The sequence below is a fragment of the Castellaniella hirudinis genome (genome assembly GCF_047468865.1).
Classification (GTDB): domain Bacteria; phylum Pseudomonadota; class Gammaproteobacteria; order Burkholderiales; family Burkholderiaceae_B; genus Castellaniella; species Castellaniella hirudinis_A.
Genome location: NZ_JBLGTV010000001.1, coordinates 419,490 through 444,513, shown reverse-complemented (window position 1 = coordinate 444,513; position 25,024 = coordinate 419,490). Strand labels below are relative to the sequence as shown.

Sequence of the window (25,024 nt, the reverse complement as noted above, 5' to 3'; positions counted from 1 at the left end):
ATGTCGTACCCAAAGACCGAAATATCCAATCAATCGGCACAGCCCGCCCACCTGTATGAATTCGTCATCGGCGCCCGCGAATGGCGCTACACCAGTGCCGATCGGGCGGTGACGGTGGCGGGCAAGACTTACCAAGCACTGGCTATCACGAATAACAACATCCGCATCACAGGCGAGGCGCGCCAGGATGCGTTGCGGGTGACCATGGCCAGCGCGACCCAGCCTGGGTCGCTGTTTATCGGCACGCCGCCGGGGGTGGAAATTACGATGAGAATCCGCCGCTGGCACTGGGGGGACGACGGCGCGGCCGTTGTCTATGTCGGCACGATTTCCGAGGTGGACTTTCCCACGCCCGGCGAGGTAGAGCTGACATGCGCGACGGTGTCGCTGATGCAAGCTGCCGGCCTGCGGCGTACATGGGCCAGGCAGTGCCAGAACATGCTGTACGACCAGCGCTGTCGCGTCAACGCCGCCGATTATCGGACCCGGGCGGTACTGACCAGCGTGGGGGGCGGGTTGATCTCATCCGCCGCTTTTGCCAGCCTGCCTGATGGGTGGTTCGCCGGTGGCTACATCGAATGGACAGCGGCGGCCGGACACGTGGATCGCCGGGGTATCGACTGGCACTTGGGCGATACGTTGGGCCTGTTGGGGTTCTCGGATGGGCTTGCCGCTGGGCTATCCGTCAATGCTTATGCGGGGTGCGACCGCACAATGGCCACCTGCGCCGCAAAATTCAGGAATGCAGAGAACTTCGGTGGATTTCCGCACCTGGCGGGCAAGTCGCCGTTTGACGGCAATCCGGTCTTCTAAGGGGCTGCGAGGTGGAATTCATCTACTACCTGGCGATTATGGTCGCCAGTTATTTGATCAGTACGGCATTGGCCCCCAAGCCAAAGGCGCCACCGCCCGCCGCATTCGAGGATTTCGATTTTCCTCAGTACGATGAGACCACCCCGCAATTGGTTGTTTTCGGCGATGTCTGGCTGAAGGATTGGCAAGTGCTGTGGTACGGGAATTACCGAACGTCTGCGATCAAGAATGATGGGGATAAGAAAAAATGACCCAATCACCGAACGATCGCTTGAGAGACCCGATGGTCACCATGCGCCACGTGCGTCAGGCGCGGATGTGCCGCCGGGGCGTGAAGACCTGGATGGAGCTGCGGGGCCTGGACTGGATGGATTTTGTACGCCGTGGTATTCCGGCGTCTGCGCTGGAAGCCACGGGCGATGCCATTGCGATTCGCGTCGCCGCCCTGGCCCGAGCCGAGGTCGAAAATGGGTAAGAAAGGTTCATCGATCACTGTCGGCTATCGCTACTTTTTTACCCTGCACATGGGTCTCTCGCGCGGCCCGCTGGATGAAATCCTCCACATCAAGATCGGTGACCGCACCGCCTGGGAAGGATCGCTATCGAGCAGCGGACGCATCCGTATCGATGCGTATGAGCTGTTCGGTGGGGAAACCGGCGAAGGGGGCGTGCGCGGGGATCTGGATGTCATGATGGGCGACCCGGATCAACCAACCCATGGGCTGCTGAAATCCCTGCTGAATGGTCAATTTTCTGGTGTGCTGCCCGCGTTCCGAGGCGTCTGCACAGCAGTGTTTGACGGCATGATTGCCGCCATGAATCCGTACCCCAAGCCTTGGGCATTTCGGGTGCGGCGCACCACTGGTGGTTGGGACAATGGGGCTTGGTACGCCGGTGCCGCCACCATCTGGCTGGCCGGGGGCGCAATCAAAGCAATGAATCCGGCGCATATGCTGTATGAGGCGGCCACAAATCGGGACTGGGGTCGTGGCTTGCCGGCGGGCGTGCTGAATGTCGGGTCGTTTACCGCCGCCGCGGACGCCCTGATCCATGAAGATTTTGGTCTGTGCCTGGCCTGGCGTCGGCAAGACAATTTGGATCAGTTTGTTCAGCAGGTCATCAATCACATTGGCGCTGCTCTCTTTCCCGATCGCGCCACGGGTTTGCTCACGCTAAAGCTGATCCGCGATGACTATGACCCGGCCGCGCTACCCGTATTCGATTATCACACGGGTCTGATCGATGTTGAAGAGCTCGTCACAACTGCCTTACCCACGTCGCCCAACGAAATCGTCGTCAATTGGGTGTCTCCAATTGATGGCGAAACCCAGGCCGTGCGCGCGCAAAGCCTGGCGGGGTGGCGCGCATCGGGAGCCGTCATCAGCGAGACCCGCGAATACCCCGGTCTGCCCACCGCCGAACTGGCAAATCGTGTCGCGCAACGAGACCTGCGAGCCGTCGCATCATCGCTTAAGCGCCTGCGCATCAAACTGGATCGGCGTGCCTGGAACATCAATCCAGCGGACGTGATCCGCGTTACCGCCCCGGATCGTGGCATTGTCGACATGGTGGTACGGGTGATGACGATTGACGACGGCACGCCGACGTCGGGCGCTATCACCCTGGTGTGCATTCAGGACGTTTTTGGCCTGCCGCAGTCTGTCTATACCGGCATCCAACCTGGGCAGTGGCAAGAGCCGGATGCCACTGCGATCATTCCGCATCGCATCGTTTACGAATGGCCCTACGTCGATCTGGCCGAAAAATTTCCGCGATCAGAATTTGCCATGATCGAGGCCGACGAAGGGTACTTTGGGGAAGCTGCGAAAAAGCCGTCGCCCTTGGCGTTGCGTTATGCGCTGGCCATGCGCTCGGAAGGCGAGGCGGATTTTAAAGTACGCGGTGGCGGCAGCTGGGCTCCTGTTGCGTCACTGGCCGCAGGTCTCAGTCGCTTTGAGACACAAACGAGGGTCTATCTGGATGACTCGGAGTTGCCCCGCGTGCGCGTGGGCCGGGCGGCGATGATCGATGCCGAAATTGTGCGCATCGATGCGTTTGACCTGGAGACTGGGGCGATGGTGATCGCCCGCGGCTGCATGGATACGATTCCAGCCGAGCATGCGCCCGGTTCGGTCTGGTTTTACCAGGACGATATCGGCACTGATTTGCGCGAATATTCCGCCGGCGAAACAGTGTTCTCGAAAACGTTGACGGTGACCACGCGCAAAACCCTGCCAATGCACTTGGCACCGATTGACCGGCTGTGGTTCAACTGGCGGTTTTTCCGACCCTACCCGCCGGGTCATGTGTTGGCCAATGGTGAGCGGTGGCCCAAAGGGGGGCGCCTGGCGTATCCAATCAGCGAGTTCACTGTCACCTGGACCCACCGGGATCGCGTGGGCCAAGTCGACCGGGTGGTTGAACACGACGAGTCGCATATGGGCCCAGAAGGCGGCGTGCTGTATGTGCTTCGGGTCTATGACATGACGCCCGAGGCTCTGGCGAATGAAGAAGGCGACCTCGCCCCGCCGCCAGAGTACGATCCTGTTGCCGAGCACAACTTGCCGCTGATGCTGGAGCGTCGGGTGTCAGGATCGAGCTGGACGCTGACGCGCGGCGAACTGGCGCCGATTCTGCACACCTGGATTGAAAACTTGCCCATATCCCAGGTTGCGCGTGATCTTGCGCTGGGCAGCCCACGTCATTTGACCGTGGCCCTGACCGCCAACCGCGAGGGGTTGGAATCGTGGCAGTCCTATCGGATACCGCTGACGTATGTGCCAGCCGGAATTTTGGTGTCCAGCCTGGCGCGTCAGCAAATGCGCCACGCCGCTGGGTTTGTGAGTAATGATGGAATCCGGGTTTCCAGCTTGGCTCGGATGACGCCCCAGGCTCTGGTGTTGCCTCATCCGTTGAAGCGGCTGGTGTACGAGGTGCCTTACCGAGATTTGCGGATCACAGGGCGTTTGCCCGCGTCGGATGACTCGGTGTTGGGCGTCGCGGTCGAGCGTGCGCCTTTGCCATGGATCACGCATTATGCCGTGGCCACTGTCCCAGATCGCGGGACAGATTTTGAAGTTTCTGGATCGGGACAATGGGTGGCGCGTGCTGTGCTGGATGCCAGCCTGGGGACGCTGGCCGTCCAGGCTATTTTGCTGGCCAGCAGCGACGATCTGTGGTCGGTACGGGCGTGGAATATTGATCGGCAACATATCATCCCTGGCACCTTATGCCTGATTGACCAGGAAATTCTGCGGGTTGAGTCGTTCGATCAGCCGACGGGCAACGTTGTATTCGCCCGGGGTTGCGTCGATACGATTCCCGCCCCGCACCGTCCCAACAGCACCGTCTGGTTTTATTCGCTGTCAGTTGGCGGTGACGAAAAAACATGGGGTGATACCGAGCGCATCAACATCCGTGTTTGCTCTGTCGCTCCCCCTGACCCCATCTTGGTCGGCCGATACCCAACAGACCGATTGGAATTTAAAACACGCCACCCGCGTCCCTATCCGCCCGGGCGTGTCTTGGTAGATGGCGCGCCATGGTTCACGCTGACTGAAGCAGCCGAGCCTGGTGTGGCGCTGACATGGACGCATCGGGATCGAATCGATCAAGATGTTGATGTGGTCGATCATCAGCACGATGACATTGGCCCTGAGCCTGGCGTGATTTATGAGATACGGGTGGTCAGCACTGCGCCGGGAAGCCAAGGCGGATGGGCACCGATCACGCTAAAGACCTACACGGTCTTGGGCGATAGCTGGTTCTACAGCTATGCCGATATTTTGGCAGATGCGCTATTGGTTCGAGATCGTGAAAATGCCAACCGCAGCTTGATGGGGCACTCCACTCCCCTGTCGCCTTGTCGGGCGATCACTATCCCCCTGGCGTTGCTATCTGTACGCGATGGATTGGAGTGTTGGCAGTGGTATCGGATCAGTATCGTCCGGCCCACCTTGCCGGGTTGCAGCGACACCAGTCCCCCCTACACGCCGCCTGGCTGGCCGAGCGGTGATGCTGGGGAAGGTGATCCAGGCGATGGAGATACAGGTCAAGGCCCCCCTGGGTCGCCGAACTCTCCGGGCAGTCCTGGGGGGCCCGGGGCCCCTCCATACCACCCAGATCCCGAAGACCCTGTAGATCCCGAAGAACCAGAGATACCAGAAGAGCCAGAAACGCCTGCCGATCCTGAACTGGGTATTCGAACTTCTTTGGTGACCCGCATCGTTGCCCATGCCTGGAACCCGCCTCATGGCCCGGGTTGGGGCCGAAGCTGGACACAGTGGTGGAACGGCGGGGTGCCTTTTGATCAATTAGGGAATGATCCAGATGCCTGAAATTATTGCACCAAACCTGGGCCTGTCATACGGCTGGATTGACGGCGAAGACGGCTGGGGCGGCCCGATGTCGGAAAACATGCGCGCGATCGATGCGCTGCTGCATTTGTCCGTGTTGTCCGCCCAGCAAGCCGAACCTCCAGTAATGGCCCAAGAGGGTGATCGCTACATCGTGGGGCCCAACCCCATTGGGGTCTGGCAGGATCATGCCACGCATATTGCTGTCTACATCGAAGGATCATGGCGCTTCTATGTGCCGCGCTATGGATACCGCGCCAAAACGGCCGGCGCTGGCTTTATGTGGTTCGACGGGACGCAGTGGGTGGCCGAAGCCGCCGGCGGCGGAACCGAGGGTGGCGACGGTGAGCCGCCCGCGCCCGTGCCGCGCTTTTATGACATCGGCATCAGCACATTGCATCCACAGGCTATTGGCGAAAAGCTGGTGGCCATGCCTCTGGCTCAAATGTGCATGTTGCCGCCTGGCGCGCCAGGCTCGTTTGCGATGGCCACCGCCGCGCCGGCTGGCGAATCCGCTGCATACGATCTGCATCGCGGGAGCGTAATCATTGGGTCTATCACATGGGCCCCGGGCAATGCGGCGGGCAGCTTTACTGTGCCCACTGCCGTGATGTTTATGCCCGGCGACTTGTTGAGTATCACACGCAGCGGGCCGGGCGGCCTGAGTGCCGTTGGCATCACGCTTCGATTAACGGTTATGGGAGCCTAAAGATGACAATCTTTTTTATGGACGGATTTGGGCAGTTTGTTGGATTGGGAACTGACACGCCCGCGCATTTACAAGATGCTGGCTATTTGGCCTCTGGATCGTTGACGGTAGTTGCAGGGCCGGAGTCAGGGACTCACGCAATACAGATTCCGGTGCTGGGGACATTTGGCCGTGCGTTTACCGTAGCTGGCCCCCGCTTGGTGCTCGGCTTTGCGTACCGTGCGTCGGAGCGCGGCACCATCGCGAGCATTTCGGGCGTGGGCAATCTGCTATGGCCGGCTGAAATCACGCTTTTGGGTGGTTCCAGCACGGCAGTCCCCATCCCCAATTTGTGGGCGTACTACGAGATCGTTATCGATAAAGGCGCCGCGACCGTTGAAATCTGGCACAACAACCGGCAAGAAATCGTCGCCCCATTGCCTGCGCCCGCCGTCGATATGACAACGTTTTCATTGGGGTTTGGCGGTCCCGCTGCGCCTGCTACTGCGCTCATCAGTGGCCTGTATGCATCAACGGTGCGGCATGGGCCGATGGCCATCGAAACGGATATGCCAGCCGCCGATGTTGATGTGCATTGGGTGCCCACAGCCGGTTCGGTTCACTACCCAATGGTCAATACTCGGCCGGTCAGCGACGGGACTTTTGTGCAATCGGCGCAATCTGGAGCGCAGGATCTATTTAAATTTCCACCCCGCGCAGTGCTTGATCCGATTGTGGCGGTGGGCCTGGTTGCGCGGGCGTGCAAGACAGATTTGGATTTGCGGCAGTTGGGCCTGGTGGTGGGCAGTCAGGGACATCAACAGGAGGTCGTCGGTGGCGACCTGAACCTTAGTTACCGTTATCAGTATTCGGTTTTCGAGCAAGCCCCGTCCGGCAGCGCCTGGACGCAAGAAGATTTGGACTTTGAACCTGGTGGCATCGTCGTGCGTCCGTAACACGATTGCGAAGCTACTTTATTTAAACTGGGAGGCCATCATGGCACTTTTGTATTCGGATGGATTTGAGCACTATGTGCCGAAAGGTCACTCTGCGGCCGGCATCAAAAAATACCTGGAACAAGCCGGGTATGTCGTGCAAAACGATGGCCTCGGTCTGGCCATCGTCGATGGCACCGACGAAAACACTCTGGCCCTGCGCTTGACGCTGCCGGCTGGCGGCGCGACGCCTCCCTCTGTTGGGTTCGATTCCGCATCCGAGGCCGGGCTGATGGCGTGGGGATTTGGCTGGCGCGCGGTGGGCAAGCAGGTACGCATCGCCCGGATCAATGACACAATCGACGTCGATTGGGACAAGACTACGGGCCGGATCGTGGTTGATGACATCCAAGGTGCAAATGTCATCATTCGGGACGCCTGGTTGTATCTGGAGGTGGTCGTGGATCGAGTCAACGAGGAGCTGCGCGTCTACGCAAATAACGTGATCCAGGTGACGGCACCACTGCCCCAGGGACTGGCGGCTGGCTACAGTATCGAGTGGGGGGGACAGAGCGACCCCGACACGACGACAACGATTGATATCGATGATTTCGTCGTGGTCGACAGCTCGGCTGGCCAATACACGGATCGGATCGGCCCTATTGCGACCGTCATCCGGCCAGCCACCGCCGACACTGGCCCGAACGAATGGACTTTGGTCGGTAGCGCCAGCGCTACGCATTATGGGATTGTCTCCCAACTCGACCCGGGCCGTGCGGCCGCGCCGTACCTGCAGGCCAACGTCGACGGCCGCAAGGAGATGTTCAGCAGCAACACCGTGCTCCCCGCGGAGAACGATGTCCTGGCAGTGGTCAATGTCCTCTATGCCCGCAAGGGCGACCTCGACGACCGGGCCGTCGGTCTGGTGGTCGACTCCTCGGGCACGGAAGTCGAGGTGACCGCGCCGCTGACCGAAGAGCCCCGGTTCCACTGCGCCGTGTACGAGCAGGCGCCAGGCAGCGTGCCCTGGACTAAGGCGTTGGTGGAAGGCTCGAAGTTCGGTTTCGTGGCCCGGTAGGAGCGGTCATGGCACTGCTCTGGACAGAGTCTTTCGTGGGGTTCGGCGTCGATGCCCAGGACACGCTGGCCGACCTGCGCGCGGCCGGCTACGAGGTCGTCGGCCAAGGGCTGGACTGGCGCGTGCGGCCTGATCCGATCATCCCGGACCGCTACGCCCTGGCGGCCGTGGCCACAGACACGCAAGAGAGCGGTTCGTGGGTATCGTTCGGCCGACGGCTGCCGGACTACACGGCCCCCATTGTGATCGGATTCGGCCTGCATGTGCCCCTGAACTACGCCCTCGCGGTCGACGATGTGCAGCCGCTGCTGCAGGTTTTTACGCATGAATTCGATGATCTGTCGGATGTCGACGGTGAGGTCGCCCGGGTGCGCCGCGACGGGATGGTCGGGCTGCACACGGATGCCGTGCAGAACACGACCCGGATGCGCCCCGGGCGTACTCACTATGTCGAGGTGCGCATTGCGCTCGCAGACGTACGTGTCTGGATCGACGACGTGTTCGTGCTGCAGCACACGGTTGTAAACCGATCTCCTCGCGCCTGGCGGATCGCGCTGCACGCCGGGTTCGATCAGCGGACATTTTCCCTAGGCAACCTCTACGCACTAAACGAGGCGGGCGAGGCCCCAATCGTACGGCTGGGGCGCACGACTCGCATCATCGGTGGGCGCCCGGCGGATGATATTCAGGCTACATTCGAACGCCCCGTAGCTGCGCCGAGCAACGCATCAGTGGCGGCGCAAGATCTGCTGGTTGATCCCATTGACGTTTTGCAGGGCAACGCCTTGGGCGATACCGACATCTACGGATTCGACATTCAGGCGGCGCTGACGGCAACACCTGCAATTCACGGCATGATGCTCAAAGCCCGGGGGGCGAACATCGGAGATTCAGCCCGCGCAATCCGAGTATTTGCGGATGTGGATGGTATCGAGGACAACACAGCTCGGCCTGTAGCATTCCAGTGCGTCGTCCCGTTCACCACAGCGGATATTTTATGTGCGGTGCGAGTGCCCGGCGATGCCCTATATGTAGGGACGCGCTCTGGGCAGATTTGGCGATCTGTAGATAGTTTGATCTGGGATGGGGTTGCATCCACGCTTGGAGGCCAGCCTATCTTGGCTATTGCGGTTCGCAGCACCGTTCTGGTGGCGGTCTGTGGTGATGACACAGTTTTGCGCTGCGATACAGCAGTATCCGATCGCTGGTCAGTGGTTTCGACACCTGCCACCGCTGCGCTGCGCGCAATCGCATCCAGCACAGGTCAATTCATGGCGGTGGGCGACGACGGATGTGTCATCACATCCTATGAGGGCGAAGCCTGGGTGGTACGCGATGCAGGCATCACGGCAAATTTGACGACTGTGATCTTCACAGCCGGGTATTGGCTGATCAGTGGTGCGTTCACTGAAGACAGTATGCGTGCGTCACTCAACAATGGGATTAACTGGTTGGTTCCAACGGCTACGCGCCCGTTAATTTCGAGCGCAATCCGCATCAAAGACCTGGGCGGTCGGTTGCTGGCTTTGGGTGACGGGGTTGATGCCGTGGCGACACGCCTGGCGCTGACTGGACACGATGCGCTCTGGTACGGCACGACGAAGCTCGGCAATCAAGCTGGATCGGTTGAATGGCGGGCATGCGCGTTCACTGGCAATCTGTACTTTTTGATCAATAGTGCGGGAGATTTTGTCATCTCGAATGATGGGATTTTCTTCCAGCACGGAGGGGGTCTCCAGATTTCCGCCAGGGATGCGGTCACGGATGATGCGGGGCGGATTGTTGTCGTGGGCGACAACGGGGCCGTGTTCATTCGGCAGCCCATGCCCGCTGCAACAGTTTTACCGATCGGCGCCGGATGGGAAAGCACTTATGCGGGGATCTCTATCAACCCGGGTACGCAGGCTGACTGGGCCGCCGCCGATATCGACACAGCCGCTGTCGGCGTGCAGCTGGCCGCTGTCCCTGTCACAGGGAAAACCGAACGTTACCTGCTTATGCAAAACGGACTTCGCTTGCTTAATCAGTCAGGCGGAAAAATTTTATTGTGAGGATCATATGAGCGTGAATTCTACGGCGGGCGACACTCGAATCTCTGATCTCGATCCAGTGTCATCTGTTTTGCCGGGCGATCTGGTGCCGTTGGCGCGGGGCGTCAACACGCTGGTCATCCAGCTGCAAACCTTGATCACCCTGGCACAAGGCGCGCCAGGCGCGCCAGGCCGGGACTGGCGGCCGGACGGCTACGGGCCACTGACTGATCCATTTGTGCTGGCCACCGAACAGGCTGGCGAGCCGATCATCTACATCGTTGATCCGGGCGGCGATCAGCGAGCCGACCTGGACGTGCCGCTCTCCATCGCTGGCGATCAGGGTGGGTGCGCGGTGGGCTGGCGCCCTGATGGGGGATGGGTAAGCTATGGGCCGCTCGGCGCGCTTCCTGGTCCCGTCGGCCCCGGCGTGCCGGCGGGAGGCAGCGCGGGCCAAATCCTGGAAAAAATCAACGGTAGCGATTACAACACGCGTTGGATCGCGCCGTCGGCGCCGGCGTGGGGTGCTATCGTCGGCAATCTTGCGGCGCAGCAGGATCTGGCGCAGGCGCTCAACGCCAGGGCCTCCAAAACGTCGCCCAATGTTTTTGGGGGCAGGCAGACATTCGATGCTGGTGTCTCCGAAAAACACGTGGCGCTCACAGATGGCACGATCGATCTCGCGCTGGGCAACTATTTCAGCATGACGGTCAACAGCCCCGTCACGTTTTCGGTCCAGAATGAGCCTACAGGTGTTGCGTCATTTGTGCTGGAGCTGACCAATGGGGGGGTCTATCCGCCGACTTGGTTTTCTGGGGTGACTTTTCCTGGTGGCCGACAGCCGATCTTAACGGCGGCAGGGGACGATGTGCTGGTGTTTTTCAAGTTGCCGGGCTCGAAATGGCGCGGCTTTCTGGCGGCGGAAATGAAATGAGTGTGCTTCGCGTGCTTCCTGCTTTGTTGAGTGCTGCAGGCGGGGAATGGGACAATGGAGTTTGCAGCCCGACATCTGACGTTTGTTTTTATGGGGAAACACCAGCGGCCGGTTTGATATCGGGTAATGATTTGCTCACGCTGATCGGTGCGTCGGCGGCGGGAACCAAGCATAACTCCAATGTCACTTGGTTGAGGGTCGCCGCCGGTGGCCAGAAGCTCTATATAGCGCAGAAAACAATTCTGTATGGTGTCAGCATCGGCACACTACGTGCTCTTGGCCTACTGTCCCTCACCGGCCAGGTTGTGTCGATAGGGGGGAAGACGTTCAGGGTGAGGACATTATGTGGGTCGATTTCCAACCCATGGTCCGGCGGCGCTTGGGCGGCTGATCCGTCACATCAGTACGGCTGCGAATGGAACAAGATAATGTATCGACTGTACGGAGGCGGTGGGGTAAGTGGCGAAGGAATTCCGTATGGAGAACTCGCAAAGTACTCAGCTGCTGAGTTGGGCCTGTTAGGGGACGAAACACCTGGCTCCAGAACTTTGCTTGTTGCCAACAATACCAATAATTATGGTCTTTTCCGAGGCACATGGGGGCCGATGGGGCATAGCTACGGAACCATAATTGGTGCGCCAAGCGCGAGGGGTTATCGACCAGTTTTGCAACTGATCGAATAGCGGCGGTCGGATGAAGATCAACTCAACCGGCAATCGTAAGACGATGCTCGCAACCGTTTCACGCGACATCATCATACGTGGGCCTACAACACATGTCGCGGCGGCGACCGTCGACGTCGTCGTGTCTCTACCTGACGAGCCCACAAACGTTGAGCGGGTAATCGCGGGGGCGGTGGCTGGCGCAGTTACATACAGGGCTGCGCCGGCGCTTGAAACAATCTGGTCTCCCATCCAGATCGTACAGATGCGGACGATCCAGGTCGTGCGTGCACAACTAGCCTTGACCTGGCCCGTCAGCGTCACCACAGCCCGGTTGCTTTTATCCGCTGCGGTGGTGCGTAGGCAGACAGTGCCTGGCGATCGACTGTCCAGCACCACGCACGTCGCAGGTGGCGCTGTTTACGCGATCCAGCGGATGGCGCCCATGAGCAACCCGCGATCGTCAATACGAGCCATCTCGGAGGCATCCTGGGCGCTCATCCGTCGATACACGGCGCCGGTCGCGAGCAGTGGCCTCGACGTCGCTGGAGCGTGGTCGATGAGCGTCGTGCACCGAGACATCCCGGTCTCATTTTCGAGACTGCGGGCGCACGGCCTAGCGACCTGGTCGATTTCGTCGCGGACGGTTGAGGATCCGAAATCTCATCTTCAAACGTCGGCGAGCAGCCAGCACACCGTGATTTCCCGAAACGTGTCGGTGCCGATGTCCCGTACACAGATGCATTCCCTGGCATCACTGGTCCTGGTGCAGCGTGAGTCGGCCGCGGTCGCTTCGGTCGTATCCATCGCAGGGGCGGCGCATTATTCCATCGTGCGGCGTGAGGTAGAGCCGCTTGGGTTGGCCAGGATTTACCAGGCCGGGATGGTCGCGTTGCAGCCCCGGTCGACCGATGACCCGCCTCGATCCTGGAGATTGGCTTCGGGGATTCGGCAAACTGTCGTGCAGTCTCGCCCGACAGTGGTGCCGCCCGGGTTGCGGTCAGCGCTCAAGGTCGGTGAGGTGCTGACTTCGACGCTGGTCGCACGCTGGACGATCCATCCCGACCTGGTCAGCAATCCGTCAACTGGACGTCACGTATCGAGCGCCAGCGTTCAGTTCCTTCTGTCCAGGCGCACGCCGTCGCCCAGCGAGGTGATGCATCCAGATGCTGGCCAGCACGTCACCACGCAGGTGCAGCAGGTCATCGTGCATGCTGCGTACCCGGACATCCGCCGTCCTAAATCAAAGGCGGGCGTAACACAACTATCCAGGCAGGTAGCACGGCGAATGCAGATGCCGACATCGCCAGCTATGCGTGGCCCAGTCATCACGATTTCGTGGGGGTGGTAGGGACAGATCGAAGTAAGACGCGGCGACTGTGTTGGTGCACGAACACCAACACAGCCCCGCAACCGCAGACAGACCTGCAGATACGGCCAAGGCCGCGCCACCTGAGCTCAGGCGCGACAAGGTTATCAAATCTGTAAGGACATTGCAGAAATGATCGAAGTTCGATGTGGAAAATGCAGTAAAAAATTGGCTGAAGGAAAATTTCAAAGTCTCAGCATCAAGTGTCCCCGCTGTGGCACACTGAATTTTTTGAGCGCCTCGGGTGCCAAATCAGAGCGTCATGGAACGCCCACCAGGAGCCACCATGCCTCTGATCAAAAAAGCCCGGCCGCAGGCCGATATTGAACGACCCACTCGGGCGTTACTTCGTTACTTCGGTGGGAAATGGGCAATTGCACCATGGGTGCTGCAGCATTTGCCGCCGCACCGCATCTATGTAGAGCCCTTTGGTGGAGCAGCGAGTATCTTGCTGCGCAAGCCTCGCAGCAAGATTGAGGTCTACAACGATCTCGACGAAGAGATCGTCGGCATATTCCGGGCGGTTCAAGACCCGAGGCTGTGCCAGGCGCTGATGCGTCGCCTGCGCCGCACGCCATACAGCCGGCGCGAGTTCGAGCTGGCATTCCAGGGCAGCAAAGACCCAGTGATTCGCGCCCAGCGGGCGATAACGCGGGCGTACCAGTCCTTTCACCATGAGGCGCTGTTCAACTTCAAGAAGACCACGTTCGCGGACGCTAGGCACCGCACCGGGTCACATTGCAAAGCGCATGAATGGGCCAGCTATCCGCGAAGCCTGCTGACGGTATCCAGGCGACTTCAGGGCGTGGTCATCGAATGCCGGCCGGCGCAGGAGGTCATCCGGGCGCAGGACACGCCCGACACGCTCTTTTTCGTTGACCCGCCGTATGTGCCATCGACGCGCACGAAATCGGGATACCGGCATGAGATGAGCGAAGCCGATCATGTGGCGCTGCTGGAGCAGCTGCGGGCGGCGCAGGGCCTGGTGGTGCTGGCTGGCTACCCGTCAAAGCTGTACGACCAGGTGCTCTATGACTGGCGCCGGGTCGAGCGGCCGCACCGTGCCGCTGGCAGCCAGCGGCCACGCACGGAAGTGCTGTGGCTTTCTCCCCGCACGGTGGCCGCGATGACTTGATGTTCTAGGCACACAGAGCGTTACTGGTGTCATCGCAACCAAGGAGCAGCCACATGGCCAAACCAGCCCTTTCCCCCGCCGCCCAGGAGCAAATCGAGCAGCGCCTGGCCGATTACCTTAGCGGCTACATCCGTAACAGCCCGGCCAACCTGGCACACGTCATCGACTACCAGGACTGGCAGCGGATGGCCGGGCTGGAGCTTGACCGCCGAGCCAGCAAACTGCTGGCAGTGTTGCCGGAGGAGGAGCTCCGGGCCATTGCCGAGGGTCGGGTGAGCTTGCCTGACCTGGCCAGGAGCCTGACTACCTGACCAGCCCGCCCCTAATAAAGAAGGCCGCCCATGAGGCGGCCTTCTTTATTTCGTGTTTGCGGCGACATCACTGTATTTGTGCAATTCCTTTGCGCTGGATGCAATTGCAACCGAGGGGAAATATCTCACTTTTCGAGCTTCAAATATCGCGCGCGGCTTCAAGCAGCCCGAAGAAGGCCTGTACGAACTGCAGTACAACGCCCCCACGGGCATGGTGTTCGCATCGGTCATGGATCGCGTGCGCCGCGACGACAACCTGGGCTACCTGTACGCCTTCGATGGCAAGACGCTGGACATCAAGGGCCGCTACGACATGCCTTACCGTGCGTTCTCGCTGGCCCAGGATGCCGAAGGCAAATGGCTGTACGTGGGTCATACGCAGGCCGCCTCGCTGCGCATCAGCAAGGTCGACCCGAAGACCGGCAAGGTGGCGGTCACCAGCGAACGGCTGCACGTCGACCCCAGCGAGCCGCAGAACGAACACCTGCGCCACGTCGTGCACAGCGCCAAGACCGGCGAGCTGTTCACCGCCTACATCGGCAGCCGCAAGGAAAACGACAAATACCGCTCGTTCTACAAACTGCTGATCCTGGACGGCGAAACGCTGCAAATGAAAGGCGACGTCGAAAATGCCTTCCCCTCGGTCGGCTATGCGCTGCACCTGGATCGCGCCACCGGCCACATCTTCACCGCCGGAGCCGACTACATCAACGAAATCGACCCGGTCGAGCGCAAAGTCGTACACACCATTCACCTGGACGACAAGGTCAAGCCGCGCGTGAACAACCTGGTGGGCCTGGCCGTCGATGCCAAGGGCGGCCGTATCTTCGCTTCGCAATTCATCCATCAGGCCCGGCCCGAGGTTCAGGACGAGCAGGACGGCCTATACGTATTCGACCGTGAAAGCGGCAAGCAGCTGGCTTTCGTGCCCACCGGCAAAGGCGGGGTCACCCTGACCTACAGCCCGAAGCACGACGAGATCTACATCAGCAATTTCCGCAGCGGCACTGTCAGCGTGGTAAACGGCAAGACCTACGAGATCACCCAGCAGATCCCTGCCCACGTCTTCCCCAACATGCTGGCGCTGTCCGATGATGAAAGCGCGCTGTACGTCGGGCTGAAGCAAGGTTTCAGCAAGATGTGGAACCCGGAAGAGTTCGTCGAGGGCGCCAAGGAACAGATCCTGCGCGTCACGCTGGATCGGGATGACACCTCGAAGTAACAAGCCCTGAAGGCCCTGTCTTTTAACGATGATCGAGCCTTCGCCGCAGCAGCGCATACAGACGCTCTACACCCACCACAGCGGGTGGTTGTACGCCTGGCTGCGGCGCAGGCTGGGCTGCCCGCATCACGCGGCCGACCTGCTGCACGACGTGTACCTGCGGGTACTGGCCTCCGGCCGCACGCCGGCGGAAGAACGCGCACGGCCTCATCTGATGCAGATCGCCAAAGGGCTGGTCATTGACCGTTACCGGCGTCAACGGATCGAACAGGCCTATCTCGACGCGCTGGCGGCCCAGCCCGAAGCCTGCGCGCCCTCCCCCGAGGAACGGGCGCTGGCGCTAGAGGCGCTGATGCGCATCTGCGCCATGCTGGACGGGCTGTCGCCCCGGGTGCGCGAGACCTTTCTGCTGTCCCGCTTCGAGGGCTGGAAATACGCCGACATCGCCGCACATCTGGGGATTTCAGCCGCCACCGTCAGAAAATACATGCTTGAGGCCACGATGGCGTGCTTCCAGGCCCTGGAGGGTGGTGCGCTGGATCGCGGCGCCCGGGCGGGCGGACACGCATGACACGCACGGCGCCTGTTTCCACCATCGGCCCGATCGAACGGACTGCGCTCGAATGGCAAGTAACGCTCTGGTCCGGCGCGGCGACGCCGGCCGAACACCAGGCATTCGAACACTGGCTGGCAGCCGATCTCGCCCACCGGGAAGCCTGGCGCCGTGTCCGCGGCATTGACCAGGAAATCGCCGCCGTGCCAGGTGCCTTCGCCGCGCCAGCCGTGCGTGCCGGCCTGGCCAGGCGGGGACTGGCCTCGCGCCGTACCGTGTTGCGCGGCCTGGGCCTGCTGGCTGGCGGCGCGGTCTCGGCCTACCTGCTCCAGGGGACGCAGCCCTGGGAAAGACTCCTGGCCGATTACAGCACCGCGCGCGGCGCCTACCGGGATCTGACGCTGCCCGACGGCACGCAACTGGCGCTGAACACGGCCAGCGCCATCGATCTGGCCTTCACCGCCCAGGAACGGCGCCTGATCCTGCGCACCGGCGAAGTGCTGGTCACCACCGCCCCCGATCCGGCCCCCGCGCCCCGCCCTTTCATGGCCCAGACCCAAGAGGGCAGCGTGCGCGCGCTGGGCACGCGGTTTCTGCTGCGCCGACTGGAGGACACCTCGCCCGCGCATACCTGCGTCCAGGTGTTCGACGGCGCCATCGAGATCATGCCATCAGCCGCGCCGGCACCGCTGCGGCTGATGGCGGGCCAACAAACGCGTTTCAGCCGATACCGCATGCACGCGCCCACCGCGGCCGATCCGCGCGCCGCCGCCTGGCAGCAAGGCCTGCTGGTGGCCGAACGTCTGCGGCTGGCTGACTTTCTGGCTGAAATCAGCCGCTACCGAACCGGCATCCTGCGCTGCGATCCCGCCGTGGCCGACGTGCTGGTCTCAGGGGTTTATCCCGTGCATGACACCGATCTCGTGCTGGAATCCCTGGCGCGCGTGCTGCCCATCCGAGTGCACAAGGCTACCCCCTACTGGGTCAAGGTCTCCGCCCTCTGATGAGGGCAGGCAACCGCGCCGCTCTGAAGAAATATTTTGTCACCAAAGAGGAATGGATTGCCGTAGCACTTTTTCCTGCCCGCTCGGGATAGAGAGTAGGCACCCGCAGAGAAGCCGGGCCGCCTGCCATATTTCAGCACACAGGAAAGAGAGATCATGGGAACACGCCGTTCGCACACATACACCGGGCCTCGCGTCACTTACGCACGCCGTCTTGTTACCGGCACACTACTGGCCGGCAGCCTGATCCTGGGCACCACCGCCGCGACGGCGCAGATCGCCCCTGCCGCCCCTGCCGTCCAGGCGGACATCCCGGCGGGCACGCTCGACCAGGTGCTCAATCAGTTTGCGGCGAACACAGGCTTTCTGCTGGTCATCGATGCCTCGCTGACGGCGGGCAAGACCAGCCCCGGCCTGAGCGGCACACACACGCCCGCAGAAGGCCTGGCCCTGATCCTGGCGGGCAGCGGCCTGGAAGCGGTGCCACAGACCGGCGGCGGCTATGCGCTGCGGCGCCTGCCGGCTTCGGACGGCGTGACCCGGCTGGACACGGTCAAGGTACAGGGCGTGCGCGAAACTGCCACCGGACCCGCGAACGGCTACCTGGCCACGCGCAGCGCCACGGCCCTGAAAAGCGACACCTCGATCATGGACACCCCCGCGTCGGTGGCGGTCGTGACCCAGCAGCAAATCGAAGCGCAGGCCACCCGCACCATCGGCGAGGCGCTGCGCTACGTGCCCGGCGTCGCCGTCGAATTCGACGGCGTGGACTCGCGCTTCGATACCATTGCTTTTCGCGGCTTCAACGCCGGTTCGGTCGCCTGGCTGGACGGCGTGAAGCTGGAAGGCGGCATGGGGGCTGGCAATAACTGGACGCTGCCCCAGGTGGATCCCTACACCTTGGAACGCATCGAGGTGCTGAAAGGCCCGGCTTCGGTGGTCTATGGCCAGGTCGTCCCCGGTGGCATGGTCAACATGGTCAGCAAACGGCCCACGCCCGAACACATCCGCAACGTCGAACTGACGCTGGGGCTGCCTGAACAGAAACGCGCCGGTTTGGATCTGGGCGGGCCGCTGGGCGAATCGGACGTGGCGGCCTGGCGCCTGGTGGCCTTGGCCTCCGACACGGACAGCCATATGGACTACGTCAAGCGCAAGCGCACCCTGGTGGCGCCCTCGCTCACGCTGCCCCTGGGCGACAAGGGCGAGATCACGCTCATGGCCTCGCTGCAGCGCGACCGCGGCGGCAGCGATTATGCCTGGCTGCCGGCCTACGGCACACTGTACGACAACCCGAACGGAGAAATCCCGCTCTCGCGCTTTGCGGGCGAACCGAACTTCGACCGCTTCGACCGCGACCAGGACATCCTCGGCTGGTCCGCCGAATACGAGCTGACATCCCACTGGACGCTGCGCCAGAACCTGCGCGCACAGCGCATCAAGACGACCATGGAGTCCGTAACCAGCGATATGTATTGGGAGGACGACCCGGCCGAAGGCGGCTGGGATTGGCGCACCATCCAGCGCTACGCCAACCGGGGCGTGGGCAAGGCGCACGCCCTGGGCGTGGACACCCAGTCGGAATGGCGGCTGACGCTGGGCGAAACCCGGCACACCCTGCTGGCAGGCATCGACTACTACCGCAGTTCGTTCGATGCCACGCGCGAGACCGCCGAGGTGGGGCCGGCCGGCAGCGGTGGCGCCTTTGACCTGTACAACCCCGTCTATGGCGCGGCAATCGGCGACTTCTCGCCCTTGAGCACCCTCAGCAGCCAGAGCCGCCAGACCGGCTTCTACCTGCAAGATCAGCTGCAATGGCGCAACTGGAGGCTGGTGGCCGGCATCCGGCATGACCGCGCCGTGATCGACGGCAGTAGCGAGTATGGCGGTTCGGGCCTCATCGAGGACATCGGTCAGCGCGACAGCGCCACGACCGGACGCCTGGGCGCGCTCTACCGCTTCGATTCCGGCTGGGCGCCCTACATCAGCTACTCGACCTCGTTCGAGCCGGTAGGCGGTGCCACCGCCGAGGGCACACCCTTCGAGCCCATGCGCGGCAAGCAAACGGAAATCGGCATTAAATACCAGCCCGAAGGCGCCCGCTGGATGGCCAGCCTGGCCGCCTTCGAGCTGCGCCAGACCAACCGCCTGACCGACGATCCCGTCCACGGGTTTCCCGACCAAGTACAAAGCGGCGAGCTGCGTTCGCGCGGCTTCGAATTTTCTATCGCGGGGCGCCTGACGCCGAACTGGTCGGTGATCGGCGGTTACTCATTCCTGGACACCAAGGTGACCCAAAGTGAAATCCCCGATGAGCTGAACAAGCCCGCACTCTACGTCCCCCGGCACCAGGCCTCGCTGTGGGTCGACTACACCGTCACCGGGCAGGCCAATCCCCTGGCCGGCACCGTCTTCGGGCTGGGGGTGCGCTATGTCGGATCTTCCTACGGAGGCGACATCGAGGTGCCCGGCGGCGGTTACGCCAGCATCCACATCCCCTCGCATACGGTCGCCGACCTGCGCATCGCCACCCAGTTGCGCACGCTGGGCTCGGCCTGGCGCGACAGCGAGGTGGCGCTGAACGTCACCAACATCGCCGACACACGCTATGTGAATGGCTGCGGCTCTTTGTGGACGTGCGGCTGGGGCCTGGGCCGCCAGGTCAGCCTGACCTTCACGGGGCGTTTCTGATGAAGCGGCTGCTGGCCATGACGCTCTGGGCCGTGTGCGCCGCCGCCCAGGCCCAAGTGCCCCACCCCGCCCCGGACGACGCCTTGCCGGGCTGCGCCTGGGCCCGCTTGCAGCCCGGCGGGGCATCCGCGACCGGAGCCTGGGGCCTGGCGGATCGGCAGACCGGACGGGCCAATGACGCGGATACGCTGTTCAACATCGCCTCAGTGTCCAAGCAGTTCACGGCGCTGGCGGTGCTGCTGCTGGCGCAGGATGGCCAGCTCGACCTGGACGCGCCCTTGTCGCGCTACCTGCCGCAGATGACCGGCGCGCTGGGCCAGCCCACGCTGCGACAGATGCTGCACCATACCTCGGGCCTGCCGGACTACATCTCACCGTTGTTCGATGCGGGCCGCGAAGCGGATACCGTCACTGTCGAAGATACCCTGGCGCTCATCCGCAGCCAGGCCGGGCTGGATTTTGCCCCCGGCACGCGTTTTGCCTACAGCAACACCGGCTATTTCCTGCTGGCCCAGGTGGTCGAGCACATCAGCGGCTCGTCCCTGGCCGCGTTTTCGCGGCAGTATATTTTCGAGCCGCTGAACCTGCGCGCCACCACCATCGTCGACCGTTATCCCAGCGGCCTGGCGCGTCTGGCGCGCGGCTACGAAATGAAGGACGGTCAGCTGCGGATCAGCGAATCCCGCTGGGAGCAGACCGGCGACGGCCAGGTACACACCAGTGCGCGCGACCTGCTGATCTGGCTGCGGCACCTGGATGACGACACCCCCCTGACCACGCCGGCCGGCCGGGCCACCCCGGGCGTGCTGACGCTGCTGACCGAGGGCCGGGCCCCCGAACCGGGAATCGGCGACCGCTACCGCTACGGCCTGAGCGCCGTCGCCTTCGGAGATGAAGCGGCGTGGGCGCACGGTGGCGGCTGGGCCGGCTATCGCAGCCTCATGGCCTATGTGCCGGGCAGCCACCGGGGCGCGGCGGTGTTATGCAATACCACGGAAGTCGATGTACATGAGCGGTTGGAGGCGATGCTGCAGTAGGCGGCAGCAATGAGCCCTCACACGACCGGGTCGCTGTGACTCATTCTGACCACTGCGGATTCCAGACAATTTCCCAAAGATGCCCATCCAGATCCTGGAAGTAGCCTGAATAGCCTCCCCAGAAGGTGTCATGCGCGGGTTTCACAATGGTTGCGCCAGCCAAGGCCGCCTGGGTCATGACCGCATCGACCTCTTTTTTTGAAGATACGTTGTGCCCCAGCGTCATATCGGTAGGGCTGGCGGGACCCACTGCAAAGCCTGTGTCATAGGAGATGCTTGCACGAGGCCAGAGAGCCAGGCGCAGGCCGGGTTGCAGATCAATGAACACAACGGCCCCGTGCGCAAACTCCGTGCCGACTATTCCATTGGTCGGAAAACCCAGACCATCCCGATAGAAGCGCAACGATGCCTCAAGGTCATCGACTCCGATGGTGATGACTGTTACTTTTGGTTTCATGATCTTCCACCCGATGATCAATTGTTATTTGAATCGTCATAAAACAACGGGTTACTCTCATATCCATACGTGATACTACCGTCATGCCGGACTTACGCTTTTCAACGGTCGGTGCGTGTCGTGCAACCCTGCACGATTACTGCTTCTACTCTTGATTTTCCCAGGGATTAATGACTTTCACGCCGGCAGCCAGGAACGGGCTTACATCTCTTGTAGCCACGCTGAAACCGTTATCCAGCGCAATCGCCGCGATGACGGCATCAGCCGCCTCGATGCCGCTGCCGATCTTGCGGGCGGCTGCCAGCACATCGGCATAGGCGCGTGTGCAAGCCATATCAAACGACAGCACCCGGCCCACAAATAACGGCAACACCTGGTGTTCGATGCTGTCACTGAGCACTGTCCGGCGCTTACCTGCGGGCATCAGGGCAACACCAGCCCGCAGTTCAGCCACGGTCATGGATGCCAGATAAAGCGTTTCCAGCGGCTGACGATTCAACCAGTCAATCACCGTTTCGTCGGGTACGGCTCGGAACTGCTCCGATATCACGTTTGTATCCAGCAGAATCATTCAAAACTCGCTGCGCGGGCGGGTGAATGGTCACGCTCAAAAACCGCCATTTCTTCGTCGGTCAATTTCACCTTGCGCCCGATTTCTGCCAACAGGTCGCCCAGCTTTACCCGGCCTTCTGGTTTCACAGCGGTAGCCAGAATTTCGCACATCTCGGCTTGCAATGTACGGCCGTTCTGGGCCGCCCTAACGCGGATGGCACGATGCACCTCTTCCGGCACATTCCTGATCGTTACTGCTCTCATGCCTGCAACCTCCTGCTGATTGCGGTGAAATCAATTATAAAGATTGCATTCAAGCACATCAAGGGCTACCGACCCCGCTCCTTGCGTTGGTTTGCCCTTTCTTTCTTGGCGCTCAAATCGGTTTGTAGCTTGGCTTTGCGACGGGCCAGCTCACTTGGTGCGGACGTCGATACAGATGCCGGCCTTTGCGGCGTCACCGCCGCTGCCTGCTCGATCTGCGACACTTTGATCTGAGCCAATGAACGCAGACGGCCCAAACATATCCAAGTCCGAAGCCTTTTTGCCGGTGCGCACCTGACGTGCGAACCGGTGCGCCACCGACGCCTCCAATGTCTGTCAAGGCATATGCATGGCAAGCACTGCCAGGATTTTACGCAAATCAATCATTTGATCCATGTCGGCTACGGAAAAAATCGTCGATTTGGGTTATGGATCGTTTGAGGTTTCTCCCGGAAAACTGCCTCGCCAAGAGGGGCTTCTGGGAAATAGGGAGGCAAAGCGCTGCTGATGAATTGCCCAGCGCCCAGGATCGGGAGGATTTGATACGATCCCACGACAGTGACTTGCGTGATGCCCTATCCGAGAAATTCCGCCGCCATCCACAGACTCGACCAGTCATTGGGCGCGAAGCACTCATTCTGCGTTGTGTTCGTACCGCCATTGCCGACAGCGTGATCCAGGCCATCAAAGGCATTCAGAAATAGCGCCGCGCCCCGGCGCGCCAAACACAAAAAGGAAAAACAATGAAGCGAGTTATTCAGGAAGAAGGCTCTCGCCCGATCAAGATTTGGACTGATGAGGTCGAGGCGGGCGCGCTCCAGCAACTCAAGAATCTCGCCGCCCTGCCCTTTATCGCCCCCAACGGCGTCGCCTGCATGCCGGATGTGCATGCAGGCATCGGGGCCACGGTGGGCACCGTCATTGCCACCGACCGAGCCATCATCCCTGCCGCCGTCGGCGTGGACATCGGTTGCGGCATGAACGCCATCCGCCTGTCGCTGAAGGCGACCGATCTGCCCGACAGCTTGACGGCCATCCGGCATCAGATCGAACGCGACGTTCCCCTGGGCGCCGGCGGCCGCCACCAGCACGCGCAGGAACTGGACGCCCTGGCCTCGCGCCTGCGGGTGGTGCCGCCCGCCGTAGCCACCATCTTCGGCGGCGACTTCGACGGCGCAGCCAAGAAGGCTGTGCCGCAACTCGGAACCCTGGGTAGCGGCAACCACTTCATCGAGTTGTGCATCGACGAGAATCAGGACGTTTGGATCATGCTGCATTCAGGCTCTCGCGGGATCGGCAACATGATCGGCCGGCACTATATCGAAGTCGCCAAGCGCAACATGGAGCGGTTCTTCATCAGCCTGCCGGACAACGACCTGGCCTACCTGCCGGAGGACACCGACGACTTCAACGACTATGTGGATGCCGTGCGCTGGGCGCAGGATTATGCCCTGGAAAACCGCCGGGTCATGATGGACGTGGTGATTGCCGCCCTGCGCCGGCACCTGCCCATGGATTTCACGATCACGCAGGAGGCTATCAACTGCCACCACACCTACGTCGAATTGGAGAACCACCGCGGCCGCAACCTATGGGTGACGCGCAAGGGGGCGATCCGCGCGCGCGATGGCGACCTGGGTATCATTCCAGGCAGCATGGGCCAGCGCAGCTACATCGTGCGCGGCAAGGGGAACCTGGAATCGTACTGCTCGTGCTCCCACGGCGCCGGACGCCTCATGTCGCGTGCCCAGGCGCGCCGCCGGTTCACTGTGGCAGACCTGGAGGCCCAGACGGCGGGCGTCGAATGCCGTAAGGACGATGCCGTGCTGGATGAGATTCCGGGCGCCTATAAGGATCTGGATGTCGTGATGGAAAATCAAAAGGATCTCGTCGAGGTCGTTCACACGCTGAAGGCAGTGCTGTGCGTGAAGGGTAATTGATTCTCGCGCTGCCCTATATCGCCGGTTTCTTCGATGGCGAAGGCAGTGTAATTGCTCGATGCTGGTAGATCATATCGAGGAAAAACAAAAACCTTGATGAATCAGTACGCTGCACCCATCTGAGCAGTGTATAGCCCAGCCCCGTCAACCGTCGATGCAGCCCATAGCCACAAGAACCGGCTTCATAGCAAAACGACAGCGTCGCATTGCCCTTCCTCAACTGGCGAATCAGCTTGTCCATGGACTCCACCGTATTGGCAATCTCTCCCAAATAATGAACCTCACCGCCGTTAGCCTGCGCACCCGACACCGTAATCGTCCTTGTGTACATCCAGCCCGACATACTTGATACAGCTTGAGGTGCGGTAGGTCAATACATTATGTCTAACGCACCCCCGCCACCGAACGGGCGGCGATCTCGGCGTTATGCACCGAGCCCACCGGAAAGGCCAACTGTTGCTCGCGGATGGGCGCGGCGTAGGCCGGCGCGGCCAGCATCATCTGCCCGACCACCAAGGCCAGCCGCAGGCCGGGATTGGCCGCTGTCGCCGCCTGCAACTTCGCCAGCCCCTGATCCGTCAGGATCAGCACCAGCAAGCCATTGCCGGCCTGGTCGGCCGCCGATTGAATCCCCATGAGATCGCCGCGATCAATGATCGCGTCGGCCCGGACATACAGCTGCCCGGAAGGCTTCAAGGGCACTGGCGTCCAGCCGGGATGCGCCTTGCCGTCGGCCAGGAAAATCCGTAAATCGGCTGCTTCCTTGACATTCTGCAGTGGCCGCACCGGGCTGGCCTGTGCGGTGCCGGCGGGCGCAACCGCCGCCGATTCGACGGAAGAAGACGGGCGCGCGCCCGATGGCGCCTGGCAGGCGGCCAGGCCCGCCGACAACACAGCCGCCGCGCCCAGGCGCGCGCATGAATACACCGCGTTCATTGAGTCGTCCTATTTGTATTGCAGGAGCCTGGATGATGGCATATTTCCGCGCCGCGGT

The 25,024-nt window shown here is 61.6% G+C and carries 25 protein-coding genes; 20 read left to right on the top strand and 5 right to left on the bottom strand.

The annotated features are described in order from the left end of the window. The 19 genes from ACMHYJ_RS02020 (at nt 1) to ACMHYJ_RS01930 (ending at nt 20,817) form a co-directional block, all read left to right on the top strand. Nucleotides 1–813 (top strand): phage BR0599 family protein, encoded by an 813-nt coding sequence (locus tag ACMHYJ_RS02020; protein WP_414244526.1) that lies wholly within the window; start codon nt 1–3, stop codon nt 811–813. Nucleotides 814–824: 11 nt separating this feature from the next. After that, a complete protein-coding gene (locus tag ACMHYJ_RS02015; RefSeq protein WP_414244525.1) occupies nt 825–1,064 on the top strand; it encodes a hypothetical protein in 240 nt (79 codons plus the stop codon). Next, on the top strand, nt 1,061–1,288 hold the full coding sequence (locus ACMHYJ_RS02010) for a hypothetical protein (protein ID WP_414244524.1): 228 nt from the start codon (nt 1,061–1,063) through the stop codon (nt 1,286–1,288). The genes ACMHYJ_RS02015 and ACMHYJ_RS02010 overlap by 4 nt, the downstream gene beginning before the upstream one ends. Next, the gene (locus tag ACMHYJ_RS02005; protein WP_414244523.1) at nt 1,281–5,150 is read left to right on the top strand and encodes a phage tail protein; all 3,870 of its coding nucleotides are present in this window, start codon (nt 1,281–1,283) and stop codon (nt 5,148–5,150) included. Before ACMHYJ_RS02010 ends, ACMHYJ_RS02005 begins: the two co-directional genes overlap by 8 nt. Further along, on the top strand, nt 5,134–5,877 hold the full coding sequence (locus ACMHYJ_RS02000; RefSeq protein ID WP_414244522.1) for a DUF2793 domain-containing protein: 744 nt from the start codon (nt 5,134–5,136) through the stop codon (nt 5,875–5,877). Before ACMHYJ_RS02005 ends, ACMHYJ_RS02000 begins: the two co-directional genes overlap by 17 nt. A gap of 2 nt (nt 5,878–5,879) precedes the next feature. Then, on the top strand, nt 5,880–6,812 hold the full coding sequence (locus ACMHYJ_RS01995; protein ID WP_414244521.1) for a hypothetical protein: 933 nt from the start codon (nt 5,880–5,882) through the stop codon (nt 6,810–6,812). Beyond that, on the top strand, nt 6,781–7,869 hold the full coding sequence (locus ACMHYJ_RS01990; protein ID WP_414244520.1) for a hypothetical protein: 1,089 nt from the start codon (nt 6,781–6,783) through the stop codon (nt 7,867–7,869). The genes ACMHYJ_RS01995 and ACMHYJ_RS01990 overlap by 32 nt, the downstream gene beginning before the upstream one ends. An 8-nt stretch (nt 7,870–7,877) precedes the next feature. Then, a complete protein-coding gene (locus ACMHYJ_RS01985) occupies nt 7,878–9,920 on the top strand; it encodes a hypothetical protein (protein WP_414244519.1) in 2,043 nt (680 codons plus the stop codon). Between the two features lie 7 nt (nt 9,921–9,927). After that, a complete protein-coding gene (locus ACMHYJ_RS01980) occupies nt 9,928–10,833 on the top strand; it encodes a hypothetical protein (RefSeq protein WP_414244518.1) in 906 nt (301 codons plus the stop codon). Continuing rightward, the gene (locus tag ACMHYJ_RS01975; RefSeq protein ID WP_414244517.1) at nt 10,830–11,516 is read left to right on the top strand and encodes a hypothetical protein; all 687 of its coding nucleotides are present in this window, start codon (nt 10,830–10,832) and stop codon (nt 11,514–11,516) included. Before ACMHYJ_RS01980 ends, ACMHYJ_RS01975 begins: the two co-directional genes overlap by 4 nt. Nucleotides 11,517–11,526: 10 nt before the next feature. Further along, nucleotides 11,527–12,846, top strand: a complete 1,320-nt coding sequence (locus tag ACMHYJ_RS01970) for a hypothetical protein (RefSeq protein ID WP_414244516.1) — start codon at nt 11,527–11,529, stop codon at nt 12,844–12,846. 150 nt (nt 12,847–12,996) lie between these two features. After that, nucleotides 12,997–13,191, top strand: a complete 195-nt coding sequence (locus ACMHYJ_RS01965; protein WP_414244515.1) for a Com family DNA-binding transcriptional regulator — start codon at nt 12,997–12,999, stop codon at nt 13,189–13,191. Continuing rightward, on the top strand, nt 13,151–13,999 hold the full coding sequence (locus ACMHYJ_RS01960) for a DNA adenine methylase (protein ID WP_414244514.1): 849 nt from the start codon (nt 13,151–13,153) through the stop codon (nt 13,997–13,999). Before ACMHYJ_RS01965 ends, ACMHYJ_RS01960 begins: the two co-directional genes overlap by 41 nt. Nucleotides 14,000–14,052: 53 nt before the next feature. Next, nucleotides 14,053–14,310 carry a hypothetical protein gene (locus ACMHYJ_RS01955; protein WP_414244513.1) on the top strand — a complete coding sequence of 86 codons (258 nt, stop codon included), beginning with the start codon at nt 14,053–14,055 and terminating at the stop codon, nt 14,308–14,310. A gap of 76 nt (nt 14,311–14,386) precedes the next feature. Further along, on the top strand, nt 14,387–15,532 hold the full coding sequence (locus tag ACMHYJ_RS01950) for a YncE family protein (protein WP_414244512.1): 1,146 nt from the start codon (nt 14,387–14,389) through the stop codon (nt 15,530–15,532). 28 nt (nt 15,533–15,560) lie between these two features. Next, entirely contained in the window at nt 15,561–16,103 is a 543-nt protein-coding gene (locus tag ACMHYJ_RS01945; protein ID WP_414244511.1) for a sigma-70 family RNA polymerase sigma factor, read from the top strand. Further along, nucleotides 16,100–17,089, top strand: coding sequence for a FecR domain-containing protein (locus ACMHYJ_RS01940; protein WP_414244510.1), 990 nt, complete (start codon nt 16,100–16,102; stop codon nt 17,087–17,089). Before ACMHYJ_RS01945 ends, ACMHYJ_RS01940 begins: the two co-directional genes overlap by 4 nt. A 156-nt stretch (nt 17,090–17,245) precedes the next feature. Then, on the top strand, nt 17,246–19,780 hold the full coding sequence (locus tag ACMHYJ_RS01935; protein WP_414244509.1) for a TonB-dependent siderophore receptor: 2,535 nt from the start codon (nt 17,246–17,248) through the stop codon (nt 19,778–19,780). Further along, a complete protein-coding gene (locus tag ACMHYJ_RS01930) occupies nt 19,780–20,817 on the top strand; it encodes a serine hydrolase domain-containing protein (RefSeq protein WP_414244508.1) in 1,038 nt (345 codons plus the stop codon). The genes ACMHYJ_RS01935 and ACMHYJ_RS01930 overlap by 1 nt, the downstream gene beginning before the upstream one ends. Nucleotides 20,818–20,857: 40 nt before the next feature. Here the strand turns inward: ACMHYJ_RS01930 and ACMHYJ_RS01925 are convergent, their stop codons facing one another. The 3 genes from ACMHYJ_RS01925 to ACMHYJ_RS01915 form a co-directional block, all read right to left on the bottom strand. Beyond that, nucleotides 20,858–21,274 (bottom strand): VOC family protein, encoded by a 417-nt coding sequence (locus tag ACMHYJ_RS01925; protein WP_414244507.1) that lies wholly within the window; start codon nt 21,272–21,274, stop codon nt 20,858–20,860. 145 nt (nt 21,275–21,419) lie between these two features. Beyond that, nucleotides 21,420–21,845: a type II toxin-antitoxin system VapC family toxin gene (locus ACMHYJ_RS01920; RefSeq protein WP_414244506.1), complete on the bottom strand. Its 426-nt coding sequence runs from the start codon at nt 21,843–21,845 to the stop codon at nt 21,420–21,422. Continuing rightward, the gene (locus ACMHYJ_RS01915) at nt 21,842–22,090 is read right to left on the bottom strand and encodes a FitA-like ribbon-helix-helix domain-containing protein (protein ID WP_414244505.1); all 249 of its coding nucleotides are present in this window, start codon (nt 22,088–22,090) and stop codon (nt 21,842–21,844) included. Before ACMHYJ_RS01915 ends, ACMHYJ_RS01920 begins: the two co-directional genes overlap by 4 nt. A gap of 743 nt (nt 22,091–22,833) precedes the next feature. On the opposite strand from ACMHYJ_RS01915, the gene ACMHYJ_RS01910 reads away from it, so the two are divergent. Beyond that, nucleotides 22,834–24,030, top strand: a complete 1,197-nt coding sequence (locus ACMHYJ_RS01910) for an RtcB family protein (RefSeq protein ID WP_414244504.1) — start codon at nt 22,834–22,836, stop codon at nt 24,028–24,030. A 13-nt stretch (nt 24,031–24,043) separates the two neighbouring features. Here ACMHYJ_RS01910 and ACMHYJ_RS01905 read toward each other — a convergent pair whose 3' ends face one another. Both ACMHYJ_RS01905 and ACMHYJ_RS01900 read right to left on the bottom strand, forming a co-directional pair. Then, nucleotides 24,044–24,271: a hypothetical protein gene (locus tag ACMHYJ_RS01905; protein WP_414244503.1), complete on the bottom strand. Its 228-nt coding sequence runs from the start codon at nt 24,269–24,271 to the stop codon at nt 24,044–24,046. Between the two features lie 143 nt (nt 24,272–24,414). Beyond that, complete coding sequence (locus ACMHYJ_RS01900; RefSeq protein WP_414244502.1) at nt 24,415–24,966, bottom strand: hypothetical protein; 552 nt, start codon at nt 24,964–24,966, stop codon at nt 24,415–24,417. Nucleotides 24,967–25,024 lie beyond the last annotated feature (58 nt).

Excerpts from the sequence above, each read along its gene's own strand:
- ACMHYJ_RS02020 (WP_414244526.1), top strand. The coding sequence starts at position 1 with ATGTCGTACCCAAAGACCGAAATATCCAATCAATCGGCACAGCCCGCC.
- ACMHYJ_RS02010 (WP_414244524.1), top strand. The coding sequence starts at position 1,061 with ATGACCCAATCACCGAACGATCGCTTGAGAGACCCGATGGTCACCATG.
- ACMHYJ_RS02005 (WP_414244523.1), top strand. The coding sequence starts at position 1,281 with ATGGGTAAGAAAGGTTCATCGATCACTGTCGGCTATCGCTACTTTTTT.
- ACMHYJ_RS02000 (WP_414244522.1), top strand. The coding sequence starts at position 5,134 with ATGATCCAGATGCCTGAAATTATTGCACCAAACCTGGGCCTGTCATAC.
- ACMHYJ_RS01995 (WP_414244521.1), top strand. The coding sequence starts at position 5,880 with ATGACAATCTTTTTTATGGACGGATTTGGGCAGTTTGTTGGATTGGGA.
- ACMHYJ_RS01985 (WP_414244519.1), top strand. The coding sequence starts at position 7,878 with ATGGCACTGCTCTGGACAGAGTCTTTCGTGGGGTTCGGCGTCGATGCC.
- ACMHYJ_RS01980 (WP_414244518.1), top strand. The coding sequence starts at position 9,928 with ATGAGCGTGAATTCTACGGCGGGCGACACTCGAATCTCTGATCTCGAT.
- ACMHYJ_RS01975 (WP_414244517.1), top strand. The coding sequence starts at position 10,830 with ATGAGTGTGCTTCGCGTGCTTCCTGCTTTGTTGAGTGCTGCAGGCGGG.
- ACMHYJ_RS01970 (WP_414244516.1), top strand. The coding sequence starts at position 11,527 with ATGAAGATCAACTCAACCGGCAATCGTAAGACGATGCTCGCAACCGTT.
- ACMHYJ_RS01965 (WP_414244515.1), top strand. The coding sequence starts at position 12,997 with ATGATCGAAGTTCGATGTGGAAAATGCAGTAAAAAATTGGCTGAAGGA.
- ACMHYJ_RS01960 (WP_414244514.1), top strand. The coding sequence starts at position 13,151 with ATGCCTCTGATCAAAAAAGCCCGGCCGCAGGCCGATATTGAACGACCC.
- ACMHYJ_RS01955 (WP_414244513.1), top strand. The coding sequence starts at position 14,053 with ATGGCCAAACCAGCCCTTTCCCCCGCCGCCCAGGAGCAAATCGAGCAG.
- ACMHYJ_RS01945 (WP_414244511.1), top strand. The coding sequence starts at position 15,561 with ATGATCGAGCCTTCGCCGCAGCAGCGCATACAGACGCTCTACACCCAC.
- ACMHYJ_RS01940 (WP_414244510.1), top strand. The coding sequence starts at position 16,100 with ATGACACGCACGGCGCCTGTTTCCACCATCGGCCCGATCGAACGGACT.
- ACMHYJ_RS01935 (WP_414244509.1), top strand. The coding sequence starts at position 17,246 with ATGGGAACACGCCGTTCGCACACATACACCGGGCCTCGCGTCACTTAC.
- ACMHYJ_RS01930 (WP_414244508.1), top strand. The coding sequence starts at position 19,780 with ATGAAGCGGCTGCTGGCCATGACGCTCTGGGCCGTGTGCGCCGCCGCC.
- ACMHYJ_RS01925 (WP_414244507.1), bottom strand. The coding sequence starts at position 21,274 with ATGAAACCAAAAGTAACAGTCATCACCATCGGAGTCGATGACCTTGAG.
- ACMHYJ_RS01920 (WP_414244506.1), bottom strand. The coding sequence starts at position 21,845 with ATGATTCTGCTGGATACAAACGTGATATCGGAGCAGTTCCGAGCCGTA.
- ACMHYJ_RS01915 (WP_414244505.1), bottom strand. The coding sequence starts at position 22,090 with ATGAGAGCAGTAACGATCAGGAATGTGCCGGAAGAGGTGCATCGTGCC.
- ACMHYJ_RS01910 (WP_414244504.1), top strand. The coding sequence starts at position 22,834 with ATGAAGCGAGTTATTCAGGAAGAAGGCTCTCGCCCGATCAAGATTTGG.
- ACMHYJ_RS01905 (WP_414244503.1), bottom strand. The coding sequence starts at position 24,271 with ATGGACAAGCTGATTCGCCAGTTGAGGAAGGGCAATGCGACGCTGTCG.
- ACMHYJ_RS01900 (WP_414244502.1), bottom strand. The coding sequence starts at position 24,966 with ATGAACGCGGTGTATTCATGCGCGCGCCTGGGCGCGGCGGCTGTGTTG.